The 13,273-nt window shown below is 73.0% G+C and carries 9 protein-coding genes; 4 read left to right on the top strand and 5 right to left on the bottom strand.

Going from position 1 to position 13,273, the window contains the following annotated elements:
- The first annotated feature begins 92 nt into the window (after positions 1–92).
- From OG522_RS30955 to glpK, 3 genes are all read left to right on the top strand, one after another.
- A complete protein-coding gene (locus tag OG522_RS30955) occupies positions 93–548 on the top strand; it encodes a Zn-ribbon domain-containing OB-fold protein (RefSeq protein WP_329466331.1) in 456 nt (151 codons plus the stop codon).
- Complete coding sequence (locus OG522_RS30950; RefSeq protein WP_329467805.1) at positions 545–1,735, top strand: lipid-transfer protein; 1,191 nt, start codon at positions 545–547, stop codon at positions 1,733–1,735. The genes OG522_RS30955 and OG522_RS30950 overlap by 4 nt, the downstream gene beginning before the upstream one ends.
- A gap of 181 nt (positions 1,736–1,916) precedes the next feature.
- Positions 1,917–3,428 (top strand): glycerol kinase GlpK, encoded by a 1,512-nt coding sequence (gene glpK, locus OG522_RS30945; protein ID WP_329466330.1) that lies wholly within the window; start codon positions 1,917–1,919, stop codon positions 3,426–3,428.
- Between the two features lie 61 nt (positions 3,429–3,489).
- Here glpK and OG522_RS30940 read toward each other — a convergent pair whose 3' ends face one another.
- From OG522_RS30940 to OG522_RS30925, 4 genes are read right to left on the bottom strand one after another with little or no spacing between them, the layout of a single operon-like run.
- On the bottom strand, positions 3,490–4,095 hold the full coding sequence (locus OG522_RS30940) for a GTP-binding protein (RefSeq protein ID WP_329466329.1): 606 nt from the start codon (positions 4,093–4,095) through the stop codon (positions 3,490–3,492).
- Complete coding sequence (locus OG522_RS30935) at positions 4,076–4,516, bottom strand: DUF742 domain-containing protein (protein ID WP_329466328.1); 441 nt, start codon at positions 4,514–4,516, stop codon at positions 4,076–4,078. Before OG522_RS30935 ends, OG522_RS30940 begins: the two co-directional genes overlap by 20 nt.
- A 28-nt stretch (positions 4,517–4,544) precedes the next feature.
- A complete protein-coding gene (locus OG522_RS30930) occupies positions 4,545–4,991 on the bottom strand; it encodes a roadblock/LC7 domain-containing protein (protein WP_329466327.1) in 447 nt (148 codons plus the stop codon).
- A complete protein-coding gene (locus OG522_RS30925) occupies positions 4,988–7,915 on the bottom strand; it encodes a sensor histidine kinase (RefSeq protein WP_329466326.1) in 2,928 nt (975 codons plus the stop codon). Before OG522_RS30925 ends, OG522_RS30930 begins: the two co-directional genes overlap by 4 nt.
- A gap of 198 nt (positions 7,916–8,113) precedes the next feature.
- Here OG522_RS30925 and OG522_RS30920 point away from each other — a divergent pair, with 198 nt between their 5' ends.
- On the top strand, positions 8,114–8,596 hold the full coding sequence (locus OG522_RS30920) for a hypothetical protein (protein WP_385101646.1): 483 nt from the start codon (positions 8,114–8,116) through the stop codon (positions 8,594–8,596).
- 33 nt (positions 8,597–8,629) lie between these two features.
- Here the strand turns inward: OG522_RS30920 and OG522_RS30915 are convergent, their stop codons facing one another.
- Positions 8,630–13,237, bottom strand: a complete 4,608-nt coding sequence (locus OG522_RS30915) for a hypothetical protein (protein WP_329466324.1) — start codon at positions 13,235–13,237, stop codon at positions 8,630–8,632.
- Positions 13,238–13,273: the final 36 nt, after the last annotated feature.

Raw genomic sequence — 13,273 nt, 5'->3', positions numbered from 1 at the left:
CGTCGACCCATGGCCCCTCCCCAAGCCGGCACGCCCGTGGCACACTTCTGACGTTCCGTCAGAAGTGAGTAGTGGAAGGGGACTTGACAGACATGCGCACGCGTACGCCTGTGGTCGCGGGCTGGTTCACGGTCACCGAGGGGACGGAGGGGCAGGACTTCCGGCTGCTCGGCACCCGGTGCGGCGCCTGCGCCTCCGTGTTCTTCCCGCGCGAGGACTCCTTCTGCCGCAATCCCGCCTGCGAGGGCGGCGAGCTCACCCAGGTGCCGCTCTCCAAGCGGGGGCGCGTGTGGTCGTACACCGACGGGCGCTACCGGCCACCCGCTCCCTACGCCTCGGACCCCGGGACGCCGTGGGAGCCGTACACCCTCGTCGCCGTCGAGCTGGCTGCCGAGCGGATGGTGGTGCTCGGCCAGGCCGCGCCCGGGGTGAGCACCGCCGACCTGGCGGTCGGGATGGAGGTCGAGGTGGTGCCCGGGGTGCTCAACGAGGACACGGAGACCACTTGGACGACCTGGAACTGGCGGCCCGTGGAGGCGACGGCATGAGCGGTGACATCGCGGTCCTGGGGGCGGGGATGCACCCGTGGGGCAAGTGGGGACGGAGTTTCGTCCAGTACGGGACCGTCGCGGCGCGGGCCGCGCTCGCGGATGCGGGGATCGACTGGAGCGACGTGCAGTCGGTGGTGGGCGCCGACACCGTGCGCTGCGGGTATCCGGGCTATGTGGCGGGGGCGACCTTCGCGCAGGCGCTCGGCTGGCAGGGCGCGCGGGTGACCAGTGTGTACGCGGCCTGCGCGTCGGGGGCCCAGGCGATCGGCGCGGCGCGGGCGCAGATCCTGGCCGGGCTCGCCGATGTGGTGCTCGTGGTGGGGGCCGATGCGGCGCCGAAGGGGTTCTTCGCACCGGCCGGCGGCGACCGGCCCGACGATCCGGACTGGCTGAGGTTCCGGGTGCTCGGCGCGACGAACCCGGCCTATTTCGGGCTCTACGCCCGCCGCCGCATCGCCCTGTACGGGGACACCGTGGACGACTTCGCGCAGGTCAAGGTGAAGAACGCGGCGGCCGGCGCGCTCAACGCGAACGCCCGCTACCGCAAGGCGGTCACCGTCGAGGAGGTCGCCGCATCCGCGGTCGTCGCGGACCCGCTGCGGCTGCTCGACATCTGCGCCACCTCGGACGGCGCCGCTGCCCTCGTGTTGAGCAGTGTGGACTTCGCCCGTCGGCACGGCGCCACCGACCCGGTCCGCATCCGCGCGGTCTCCACGGTCACGCCCACCTACCCCAAGGCGGTGCTCGACCTGCCCGACATCGCGACCGACTCGGCGGCCGGCGCGGAACCGTCCCCGCACTCCTTCCGGTCATCCATCGCGCGGGCCGCGTACGAGGAGGCGGGCATCGGGCCGGACGAGCTGTCGCTGGCCGAGGTGTACGACCTGTCCACGGCCCTGGAATTGGAGTGGTACGAGGACCTCGGGCTGTGCGGCGCGGGCGAGGGGGCCAAGCTCGTACGGGACGGGGCGACCGCACTCGGGGGGCGCATCCCGGTCAACACCAGTGGCGGCCTCGCGTCGTTCGGGGAGGCCGTGCCCGCTCAGGCCATCGCGCAGGTCTGCGAGCTCACCTGGCAGTTACGGGGAGCCGCGGGGTCTCGCCAGGTGGTCGGGGCACGGGCCGGAATCACCGCGAACCAGGGCTTGTTCGGACACGGTTCGGCCGTGCTGGCGGTGCGCTGAACCGACATGCGGGACCACGCGTACAGGTAGCGGACATCCGGCACGTACCGGCCGGTGGTCACTGGCGATCAGCTCAACAGCCGTTGTGGTCAACGACCTTGACGCTCCATCACGTCCGGTGAAAACTTCCCGTTGTCTCTCGGCATCGCCGTTCTCCCGGCCTTCGGAACCAGGGGTAGCCATGACGGACAAGTTCGTCGCCGCGATCGACCAGGGCACCACCTCCAGCCGCTGCATCATCTTCAACCAGGACGGTGCGATCGTCGCCGTCGACCAGCGCGAGCACCGGCAGATCTTTCCCAAGCCCGGCTGGGTGGAGCACGACGCCACCGAGATCTGGTCCAAGGTGCAGGCCGTGGTCGCGGGCGCCCTCGCCAGGGCCGGACTGCGCGCGGACCAGCTCAGCGCGCTCGGCATCACCAACCAGCGTGAAACGACGGTCCTTTGGGACCGCGCGACCGGCAAACCCGTACACAACGCGATCGTCTGGCAGGACACCCGGACCTCCGCGCTCTGCGCAGAACTCGGCGGGAGCGACGGGCAGGACCGGTTCCGCGACGCCACCGGGCTCCCGCTGGCCAGCTACTTCTCGGGCCCCAAGGCGGCCTGGCTGCTCGACAACGTACCCGGGCTCCGGACCCGCGCCGAGCGCGGCGAGATCGCGTTCGGCACCGTCGACTCCTGGCTGATCTGGAACCTGACCGGCGGCACGGCCGGCGGGGTGCACGTCACCGACGTCACCAACGCCTCGCGCACCCTGCTGATGAACCTGGAAACCCTTCAGTGGGACGACGAGATCCTCGCCGTGATGAACGTGCCCAGGACGATGCTTCCGGAGATCAGGTCCTCGGCCGAGGTCTACGGCACCGCCGTGGGACCGGTGGCGGGTGTGCCGGTCGCTTCTGCGCTCGGCGACCAGCAAGCGGCGATTTTCGGCCAAGCCTGCTATGACACCGGCACCGCGAAGAACACGTACGGGACGGGGAGTTTCCTGCTCCTGAACACCGGTAACAGGCCGGTCGCCTCGAAGAACGGGCTCATCACCACCGTGGGCTACAAGATAGGCGAACAGGCGCCGGTCTACTGCCTGGAGGGGTCGATCGCGGTCACCGGGGCGCTCGTGCAGTGGTTCCGGGACCAGCTCGGCATCATCCGCAGTGCCGACGAGATCGAAACCCTCGCGGCGAGCGTCGAGGACAACGGCGGGGCGTACATCGTGCCCGCCTTCTCCGGGCTCTTCGCGCCCTATTGGCGCTCCGATGCGCGGGGTGTCATCACCGGGTTGACGCGGTACGTGACGAAGGCCCACCTTGCCCGCGCGGTCCTGGAGGCGACCAGCTGGCAGACCCGCGAGGTCGTGGACGCCATGTACCAGGACTCAGGTGTGCAGATCACGACGCTCAAGGTGGACGGCGGCATGACCGCCAACCATCTGCTGATGCAGCATCAGGCGGACGTGCTCGGTGTGCCCGTGATCCGCCCCAGGGTGTCCGAGACGACCTGTCTGGGTGCCGCGTACGCGGCCGGTCTCGCCACCGGGGTCTGGTCGGACCTCGGCGAACTCGAGGCGCACTGGCAGCGCGATGTGCAATGGTCTCCGCGTATGGAGGCGCGGCTTCGCGAGCGCGAGTACGCCAACTGGCGCAAAGCGGTGGAGCGGAGCCTGGGCTGGCACGAGGAGAGCGGCCGGTAGGCGCCCACGGACGCACGGCCCGTACCCCGGTCGGTGGGGGTCCGGGCCGTGTCGCGCGTGCTCAGGTCACCGCGGGCTGGCGGCCCTTCGCCTTCATCGCCATGGCGTGCTCGACCACGCCGACCAGGATCTCCTTGACCGACTCGCGAACCCGCGCGTCACACATGAGGAGCGGCACCTCGGGGTCGAGGTCGAGGGCGGAGCGCACGGTGTCGGCGGGATAACGCGTGGCGTCGTCGAAGCAGTTGACGGCGACCGTGAACGGGATGCCGCGGCGCTCGAAGTAGTCGATGCCCGCGAAGCAGTCCTCCAGGCGGCGGGTGTCGGCGAGGACGACCGCGCCGAGCGCGCCCTGTGCCAGCTCGTCCCACAGGAACCAGAAGCGGTCCTGGCCCGGGGTGCCGAAGAGGTAGAGCACCAGGTCCTCGCGGAGCGTGATGCGCCCGAAGTCCATGGCGACCGTGGTGGTGTTCTTGCCCTCCACGCCCGCGAGGTCGTCGACCGGGCGGCCCGCCTCGGTGAGGCGCTCCTCGGTGCGCAGTGGCCGGATCTCGCTCACCGCGCCGACCAGAGTGGTCTTGCCGACGCCGAAGCCGCCCGCGACGAGGATCTTGAGCGTCACCGGGTCGATGTGCCGCTTCTTGCGGCTAGAGCGCCCGAAGGCCATTGATCACCTCGCGGAGAAGGGACTCGTCCGGCAGCTCGGCCGGCGGTACGGGTCGGGTTACGTGCACCAGGGCGTCGGCGACGAGATCGCCCACCAGGACCCGGACCACCCCGACGGGAAGGTCGAGTCCGGCCGCGAGTTCGGCGATGGACTGCGGCGCGTCACCGCAGCGTTCGACTATCTCCACGTGCTCCGGGGAGAGCGTCTGATCGCGGCCCGGGTCGTCGGCGGCCGGTTCGGGGACGACGACGGCGATGAGGTCCAGACGGTGCTGGCCCACGCTGGTGGTGCGCCCCCGCGTCATGGCGTACGGACGCACCACCGGGCCCGCGTCCGCGTCGAACCAGTGGTGCGGCCGGCCCTGGGCCGCCGCCGACCGGTCCGGTGCCCGGTCCTTGGCCCGTTGGTCTGCGTCACTCATCGCGTCCCCCGCTCATGACGTACCCCACTCACCCTCCGGTGTGCAGGCCGGTCCGTGGTGCGGTGGTCAGATGGACGCCGACCCGCTTGACCATCAGTGTCATCTCGTACGCGACCTGACCGACGTCGGAGTCGGCGTCGGACAGCACGGCCAGACAGCTGCCGTCGCCTGCGGCCGTCACGAAGAGGAAGGCGTCGTCGAGTTCGACCACGGTCTGGCGGACCCTGCCCGCCTCGAAGTGGCGGCCGACGCCCTTGGCGAGGCTGTGGAACCCGGAGGCGACGGCCGCCAGGTGCTCGCCGTCCTCGCGGGTCAGGTCGCGGGAGGTTCCGGTGGCGAGGCCGTCGCTGGAGAGCACCAGGGCCTCGCGGATGGAGGCGACGCGGTCGACCAACTCGTCCAGGAGCCAGTTGAGTTCGCCGGAGGCGCTCCCTGGGGTGTTGCGTGCTGCGGGTGAACTGTGTGGCGCGGTCATCGACCGTCCCCCTCCGGTGTGGTTCGTTGTGCGGTGGTGCCTCGGGCAGGCGCGGACGGTCCTTCCGCGGTGTCCGATGCGGCGTTCTGCCGACGGCCGCGCTGCCAGCCGCGCTGTAGGGCGGCCATGCGGTCGCGCACTTCGTCGGCGTCGCGCTCCGGCTCGGGCCCGAGGTCGGGCTCGGGCGGGGTGTGACGGCTTTCGGGGGCGTCCTTGAGCTGGGGGGCCAGGCTGGCCTGGCGGACCCGGCGGGGAAGGCCGCCGAGCGGGGTCTCGCTCTCGGCGTTGTGCCGCGGGCTCGGGACGCTGCCCCAGGAGGGTGCGGAGCTGGGTGGGCCCGGCAGGTCGGCGGGGTTGGCCGGCGGCCCGGAAGGCCCGTCGGTCAGACCGGCGGGCTTCACGGGCTGGAGTCCGGGGGGCTGCGGTGCGGGCCGCAGGGGGTGCGGGGCCGGGGGCTGGGGCCGGGGTGCGGCGGGGCGCAGCGGCTGGGGCGCGCGGGGTTCGACGGCGCGGCCGTCCGGGTCACGGCGTTCGGAGGCCGGGCTGCCGGCGGGGCGTCGCTCGGAAGCCGGGGTGTTCGCGGCGCGGATCTCCTGCGGGTCCGGGTCCGGCCCGGGGGCCGGGTGGCCGCGCCCGGGGCCGTCCACCCGGCGACCGTTGTCGCTGACCAGGGTGGGCACCCGGTGCCGGCGCGGCAGCGGAACCGGTCCACGCTCCTGGCCCTCGTCGGCGGCCTGCTGGTGCTGGTGGCGGTCGGCGGCGGACTCGGAGACCAGGCGGGCGGAGCGCAGCAGCCCGCCGCGGCCCGCATCGATCCCGTCCGGGCCGTCGGGCGCTTGCAGCACACCGGGCGCTTCGAGGCCCAACGGGTCGAGCGGGGGCTCCAGTTCGACCGGGCCGTCCAGGACGGACTCGCCGGGGATGCCGACGGGCAGCGGGGACAGTGCGCGGCGCGGGGCGTCGGGGATGTCCTTGCCGTCCTCCCGGGCGGAGGTGCGGTCGAGGCGGAATCCGGTGCCTTCGGTGTCGGGCGCGTCGGTGAGCAGCGTCGCCGGGATGAACACGATCGCGGTGGTGCCGCCGTACGGGGAGGGCTGGAGCGAGACGCGGACGTTCTGACGCTGGGCGAGCCGGCTGACCACGAACAGGCCCAGCCGGTCGGTGTCGGAGAGCTCGAACTCGGGGGTCTCGGCGAGCCGCAGATTCGCGTCGAGCAGCATCTCGGGTGCCATGCCCAGGCCCCGGTCGTGGATCTCCAGGGTGAAGCCGTTGGCGACCCGCTCGCCGTGCACCTGGACGGCGGTGTGCGGGGGCGAGAACACCGTCGCGTTCTCCAGGAGTTCCGCGATGAGATGGGTGAGGTCGGCGACGGCCGAGCCGCCCACTCCCAGCCTCGGCAGCCTGCGCACCTCGATGCGCTCGTAGTCCTCGACCTCGGCGACCGCGGCCCGTACGACGTCCATCAGCTGCACCGGCTTGCGCCACTGACGCGAGGGGGCGGCGCCCGAAAGGATCACCAGGCCCTCGGCGTGCCGGCGCATGCGGGTGGTGAGGTGGTCGAGGCGGAAGAGGTCGGCGAGTTCGTCGGTGTCCTCGGTACGCCGCTCCATGGTGTCCAGGAGCGTCAACTGCCGGTGCAGCAGAACCTGGTTGCGGCGGGCGAGGTTGACGAAGACCTCGGAGACTCCGCGGCGCATGTCGGCCTGCTTGACGGCGGCCTCCACGGCGGCCCGTTGCAGGGTGTTGAGCGCCTGGCCGACCTGGCCGACCTCGTCGCGTTCGTAGTCGAGGCGCGGCGCCTCGGTCTCCACGTCGACCTGTTCGCCGGCGGCGAGGCGGCGCATCACGCTCGGCAGGCGGACGCCGGAGACCTCGTGGGCCTCCTTGCGGAGCCGGGTGAGGTCACGGATCAGTTCGCGACCGATGCGTACCGACATGAACAGGGAGATCAGCAGGGCGAGGAAGCCCAGCACACCGGCGAGGCCGGCCTTGACCAGGACATTGAAGGCGAGGGGCTCGACCCGGTCCTGGTAGCGGTTTCCGGCCTCGGTGCCCAGTTGGGCGAGGCGGTCGAGCACGGGCGTCGCGGCCTGCTGCCAGCGGGCGGCGTCGATGTGGCGGGGGTCCTTCGCGGGGCCCGCGTCAACGATGGCCGCCTCCGCGGTGCGCAGCGCCTCGGTGTCGGGGCCGCGCCAGTACTGGTCGAAGATGTCGCGGTCGGCGGCGGGCAGGACTTCCAGGTTGGTGTCGTAGAGCAGCTGCCGACTGGCCACCAGGTCGGATATCCGGCGCAGTTCGGGCGCCGTCGTCTTCGGGGTGATCAGGGAGGAGGCGACCAGGGCGTCCTCGCGCGAGAGCATCTCGCGGGCCCGTGTGATGCCGACGAGCGCCCGGCCCTGCTTGTCCATGTCCACGTCCTCGAGGGCGTGGAGATTCATGAGGAAGCTGTAGCAGGGGTCGATGAGGCGGTTGTAGAACTGCAGCGCGTGGGGCCGGTCGACGCCGCCCTGCTCGATGGACTGGCGCAGCGCGGCTATGGAGTCGAAACCGGCGAGCACCTCCTTGAGGCGGGCCTTCGCGACGGGCTGGAGGTCGCCGCGGACGTGCGAGTCCTGGGCGGCGGTCCGGATCCTGGCTATCGCGGTGTCGGTGGCCGAACGGCGGCTGCGCAGCGAGGCGAGCGCGTCGGCGGGGCGTTCGTCGGCGAGGTAGACCAGGGTCTGGCGGCGCTCCTGCTGGATGACACGGACCGTGTCCTCGATGGGGTAGCCGACCTTCTTGACGATGTTCGCCACGCCCATCAGCTCATGGGCCTGACGGCCGGTGAGATAGGTGGCGAAGCCCCACAGAGCGGTGAGGGAGACGAGCGGCACCAGCAACAACGCCACGATCTTCCGGCGGATGGACTTCCCGCGAAAGCGCATGGCCTCCCCCAGATCAACCGTCAGCAAACGGCGTGAGCCTACTACTGACACAGAGACAACTCGAAGGCGCGTCCGGGCGATTTTCGGCCGCCCTTCCGAGCGGCGATCACGAGTTGTCCTGGTATTCCGGGAGATGACAACCGCGACTGTGGCCGGGGACACCCGTCATGGCGTCTTTTCGACGCCGGGGGCAGATGGCTGGAATTCTGCGTTCCGGGCATATCCCGGGAATCTTGGGGGACTTCGGTTCGTCTCCGGTTGGGGAGGTATGAACGCATGAGCGTTGAGCAGCAGCCGTTGTGGGTGGAGGAGGCCGCGGTGCGACCGCGGCTGGCCGATCCGATCCGTACCGCGGCGGTGCGCGCCGTCATCATCGTCGCGGCGACTCTGATGCAGGCGATGGTCGCGTTCCTGTGCACCGTCGCCGGTTCCTGGCTGGCCTTCCCGATGGTGATGAGCAGCGTGGGCAGCACGGTCCTCGCCACGTGGGGAGTCCTGGACGTCTGGGTCACCCGCCAGGTGTGGAACCAGCGCAACGGCGTGGTGTCCATGCCCAGCAGTACGGCCCGGCGGCTGCGCAGGGAGCGGCGCCGGTCCCGGCGGACCGCCCGCGCGGCCGAGCGGGCGGGGGCCCGGATACCGCGCGGGAGGGGCGGCGACCAGCGCCTCTCCGAGGTATGAGGCCCCGCGCCCGTTCGACTGACAACGGCCCGGTCAGGCCGGTTTCTTGAACATGCGCGTCGCTGTGATCTCGCCGTGCACGGTCTCGCCCGTGGTCTCCTGCTGGGGAAGGCCCGGCCGCAGGTGCTCCTCGACGCTGATGTACTTCAGGCCCGCTCTCAGGTCCGCGTCGTTGCGCAGCCGGATCACGAGGGGGAACTCGGCGAGCGCCGTCGTGTCGAACAGGCCGGTGGTGTAGAGGAGTTGAACACCGAGCGCGTCGGAGACGGCCCGCTGGAGCTCCAGGAGGTACGTCGCGTTGGCGCGGCCGATCGGGTTGTCGAGGAAGAGCGTGCCGGCGTGCCGGTGCTTGTCGCGGCCCCGGTCGTTGCTGCGCAGCGCCGCCATCGTGCAGTAGAGGGCGATCGCGGCGGTGAGCAGCTGGCCGCCGGAGAACACGTCGCCCATCTGCCCGACGGGTACGCGCTCGGCGCGCAGCACCGCGTCCGGCTTGAGGATCTCGACGGCGATACCGCGCGGTTCCAGCGCGGCCTGCACTCCGCGCAGCAGCAGCGACATGCCGTCCCTGCGCAGATCGGAGTTCTTCTTGAGGGCGGCGCGGGTGGCTTCGTCGATGACCTCGCCGAGCCGTTCGGTGAGGGTGGCCTGGTCGGGCTCCTCGAAGCGGATCCGCAGGAACTCCTGGCCGGACCACTCGCCGAGGCCCTCGGGCAGCTGGGACAGCCGCTGGGCGGAGCGGAGCGTGGTGAGCGCCGACTCCACCAGACCGCGCAGCCGGTCGACGATCGAGTCGCGGTTGCGCTCCAGTTGCGCCAGCTCGTCGGTCAGGACGCGCAGTCGGGGTTCGAACGCGGCGGCCCAGGCGGCGGCGTGCTCGGGCAGGGCTGCCGCGGGCAGTTCGCGGATCTGCTGGCGGGCGGGGGTGCGGACCTGCTCGTAGCGGGTGGCGTTGGCGTGGCGCACCAGGATGTCACTCGCCTCGCGGAGGGCGGACTCGGCGGCCGAGAGGTCGCCGGAGCAACCGCGCAGAGAGCGGCGGGCCTCGGCGGCGGACTGGCGGGCCTCCTCCAGGCTGCCCGGGTACGGCTCGGGGGCGGCGGCTTCCTCCGGCCCCTGGCTGTTGTCCCGCAGCAGGTCGCGCAGGAGCGCGGCCGTCTCGTCGAAGCCGCCCGCCGCGTCCTCGGCGGCCCGGTGGGCGCCCAGGAGCTCGGCATGGACGGCGCGGGAGGTCTCCAACTCATCGGTACGGGTGGCCAGTTCGGCCGTGGCGGTGCGCAGCAGCGCCTGGGCCTGCTCGGCGTCGGCGGGCACCCGGTCCTCGGGCAGCTCGGTGTGCGCGGCGCCGTCGGCGGGTGCCAGCCGTTCGGCCTCGCCGCGCAGTCGGCCGAGCTGTTCGCTCGCCGTGGACGCCCGGGTCTCCAGCATCTGTACGAGCGATTCGGCGCGGGCGGCGGCCGCCTGGCGGGACGGCCCGTCGGCGCCGTCGGTTCCTTCGAGGAGGGTCGCGGCGCGGGTGCGGACCTTGTTGGTGAGGCGGTCGAGTTCGGCGAGGGCGGCGCTCTCGTCGCTTTCGGCGCGGGCCTGTTCGGCGCGCAGGTCCGCGCCGACGCCGACCTTCTCGTACAGCTGCGACGCGGCGCGGTAGGCCTCGCGCAGGGCGGGCAGCGCGGCACGCGGGGCGTCGGCGTCGGGCTCGGGCAGATTTTCGGGGGCGCCCGCGATCTCGGCACGCTCGGCGCGCAGCGCGCGGGACGTGCGGTGGGCGTCGTCGGCGGCCCGCTGGGCTGCGCGGCGGTCCTCGTCGGCGGCCTTGGCGCGCTCCAGGAGCGTCTGGGCGCGGGCCTCCGACTCGGCTGCCTCGTCGGCGAGTTCGCGGAGCTTGACCTGCCAGCCGGCGCGTTCGCGCAGCCGGTAGGCGAGTCCGGCGAGCGCGTCGGCGGCGCGGCGGGCGCGCTGGGCGACCTCCTGGCGTTCGTCGCGTACGCGTGCGGTGTCGGCGGCGGCTTCGTCCGCCTCGGCCCGTGCGGCGCGGGCCTCGGTCAGCTCCTGGGCGGCTTGCCCGGCGGCCTCGCGGGCGACGTGGGCGGCGGTGGCGAGTTCGGCGAGCATGCCGGGCGGGCAGTCGGCGCGCCAGGATCCGATCCGCGCGGCCAGCGAACGGTCCCCGGCGAGCCGGGCGGCGAGCGAGCGGATCTCCTCGTCGCGGGCGGTGGCGCGGGCGCGCAGCGTCTGGCGCTCCTCGTCGGCCGCGTGCTCGTCGTGCATGGCCGGGTTCGGCGGTACGAGGAAGATCCCGCTCTCGGCGCCCGAGTCGGCGGCCGGAACGGGGGCGAGCAGCGCGGCCGTGGTGCCGACGGCGACGGCGGAGCGCGGCAGCAGTGCGGCCCCGGCGAGCGCCTCACGGGCCCGCGTGTGCGAGGCCGGGTCGGTGATGACCACGCCGTCGACGAGTTCGGGGCGCGCCGCGAGCACCGCGGCGTGGTCTGCGGGGGCCACGGCCTGCGCGAGGTAGCGCCAGCCGGGCAGTGCGGGGATGCCGTGCTCGCCGAGGTATTCGACGGTGGCCAGCACATCGGGGCTGGGCGGAAGGAGCCCGCCGTCGCCGAGCGCGCCGAGGATGCGGGCGTCGTCGGCGGCGGCCGTGCGCAGGTCGAAGAGCTGGCGCTCGGCGGAGGCGATGCCTTGGTCCAGGAGGCTTCGCAGCTCGTCGGCGCAGCGGTCCAACTCCGCAGCGGTGAGCGGGCTTTGAGGGCCTTGGCCGTCGGGTCGGCGCGGTCCGGGCACCGCGGCCGGGGCCCCGGGCAGGCTGAGCAGTTCGGCGAGTCGGTCGTCCGCCGCGATGGATTCGGCGGCCCGGCGCTCGGCGTCGTGGGCGCTCTCGGCCGCGCGGGCGGCGTCCTCGGCGCGGGCCGCGGCCAGTTCGGCGCGGGCTTCGACGGAGCCGGCCTCGCGGGCCCGCTCGGCAGCGGTACGGGCGGCTTCGCGGGCCGCGTCCCAGGCGGCGACCGCGGTCTTCTCGGCATCGCTGGCGGCGAGCGCGGCCCGCGCGGGGTCGGCATCCGGGGCGCTGTCGTCCAGCCATCCGGCACGTACCGCCTCGGCGGTCTCCTGCTCGACCTCCGCCAGGCGCTGGCGCAGGTGCCCGGCCTCGCTGCGGGCCCGCTGCGCCTCGGTCGCGGCGGCCGTGGCATCGCGGTGGGCGGCCTCGCCCGCCTCCTGGAGGGCGGCGGAGCGCTCCTCTTCCTCGGCCGCGACCCGCTCGCCGTCCTCGGCGGCCGTGTGCAGGGCCCGTACGAGGTCGGCGGCGGCTCGGGCGCGGGCGGCGAGCGCGGGGGCCGCATCCCGCTCGGCCTCCTGGATCGCGGCGGCGACGCGCGCCGAACGGTCGGCGGCGGCGCGGTGGCGCAGCACCGCTTCGGCGGCCTGCCAGGCGGAGTGCAGCGTGCGGGCGTCGGCGAGTTCGCGGCGCTGCGCCGCGGCCGCCTTCTCGGCGACGGCGAGCGCCAACGAGGCGTGCCGGTAGGCGAGTTCGGAGGCGATCAGGGAGCTGGTGGCGCGCGCCTGCTCGGCGCGGGTGACGTGGTGGGCGGCGGCGGTGACCTGCTGGGCCAGGTCGGCGGCGCGGCCGCGTTCGTCGGCGGCGCGCGCGGAGAGCCGGCGGGCGAGAACGCGGGTGCGGCGCTCGGCCGCGGTGTGGATGTCGCGGGCCCGCGACCGGGTCTCGGCGGCGTCGACGATCCGGCCGAGGAGGTCCACCGAACCGGCGGTGAAGTCGCGTTCGGCGGTGAGTTCGGCGCGCCGGCCGAGCTTGTTGCCGAAGCCGCTGACCAGGTCGGCGAGGCCGTCGGTGTCGCGGGTGTCGGTGACCGCGCGAAGCAGCAGGTCGGTGAAGTCGGAGTCCTTCTTGACCGCGAAGAGGCCGGCGGCCTCGCCCTCGTCGGCGTTCATCTCCCGCTGGTAGCGGAAGAGTTCGGGATCGAGGCCCAGGTCGCCGAGGTGTTCGTTCCAGCGGTCGTGGATCTCCTCCCAGTACACCTCCAGGTGCGGGTACGCCTTGGTCGCCTCGGTGATGGCGTCGCGGAAGCCCTTCATGGTGCGGCGGCGGCCCTGCGCGCCCGAGGCGCCTTCCGTGGTGGGCCGCATCGCGCTGGACTCGGCGACCGGCAGCGAGTCCAGGCTGAGCCCGGGGCCGGGCCGGAAGGAGTACCAGGCCTCGGCGAACTTCCGCGGGTCGTTGGAGACTTGGCGCCCGCGCCACTCGCTGACCTTGCCGACCACGACCAGTTCGCCGGTGAGGGTGTGCTGCCACTCAAGGGCGACGTGGCCGCAGTCGTCGGCGAGCAGGAACTTGCGCAGCACACCCGAGCTCGCGCCGCCCAGGGTGTTGCGGTGGCCGGGCAGCATCACCGAGAAGATCAGCTTGAGCAGTACGGACTTGCCGCCGCCGTTCTCCAGGAAGAGCACGCCCGCGGGTGCCGGGCGGCGCGGCGGGCCGACCGGCTCGTCCTCGAAGAACTCGGCCTGCGTGGGAGCCGGGTTGGGCACGCGCGCGCCGACTCCCCGCAGGTCAAGCACGGTGTCGGCGTAGCGCGCACCGGCGGGCCCGATGGAGTAGAGGCGGACCCGGGACAGCTCGTACATGTCGGCGGACTCTCGTGGTGGTGGGGGCGGCTGGAA

This window comes from Streptomyces sp. NBC_01431 (assembly GCF_036231355.1).
In the GTDB taxonomy this organism is placed as follows: Bacteria; Actinomycetota; Actinomycetes; order Streptomycetales; family Streptomycetaceae; genus Streptomyces.
This window is presented reverse-complemented; position numbering and strand designations above follow the sequence as displayed.

Excerpts from the sequence above, each read along its gene's own strand:
- OG522_RS30940 (WP_329466329.1), bottom strand. The coding sequence starts at position 4,095 with ATGGCCTTCGGGCGCTCTAGCCGCAAGAAGCGGCACATCGACCCGGTG.
- OG522_RS30955 (WP_329466331.1), top strand. The coding sequence starts at position 93 with ATGCGCACGCGTACGCCTGTGGTCGCGGGCTGGTTCACGGTCACCGAG.
- OG522_RS30915 (WP_329466324.1), bottom strand. The coding sequence starts at position 13,237 with ATGTACGAGCTGTCCCGGGTCCGCCTCTACTCCATCGGGCCCGCCGGT.
- OG522_RS30925 (WP_329466326.1), bottom strand. The coding sequence starts at position 7,915 with ATGCGCTTTCGCGGGAAGTCCATCCGCCGGAAGATCGTGGCGTTGTTG.
- OG522_RS30935 (WP_329466328.1), bottom strand. The coding sequence starts at position 4,516 with ATGAGTGACGCAGACCAACGGGCCAAGGACCGGGCACCGGACCGGTCG.
- glpK (WP_329466330.1), top strand. The coding sequence starts at position 1,917 with ATGACGGACAAGTTCGTCGCCGCGATCGACCAGGGCACCACCTCCAGC.
- OG522_RS30930 (WP_329466327.1), bottom strand. The coding sequence starts at position 4,991 with ATGACCGCGCCACACAGTTCACCCGCAGCACGCAACACCCCAGGGAGC.
- OG522_RS30950 (WP_329467805.1), top strand. The coding sequence starts at position 545 with ATGAGCGGTGACATCGCGGTCCTGGGGGCGGGGATGCACCCGTGGGGC.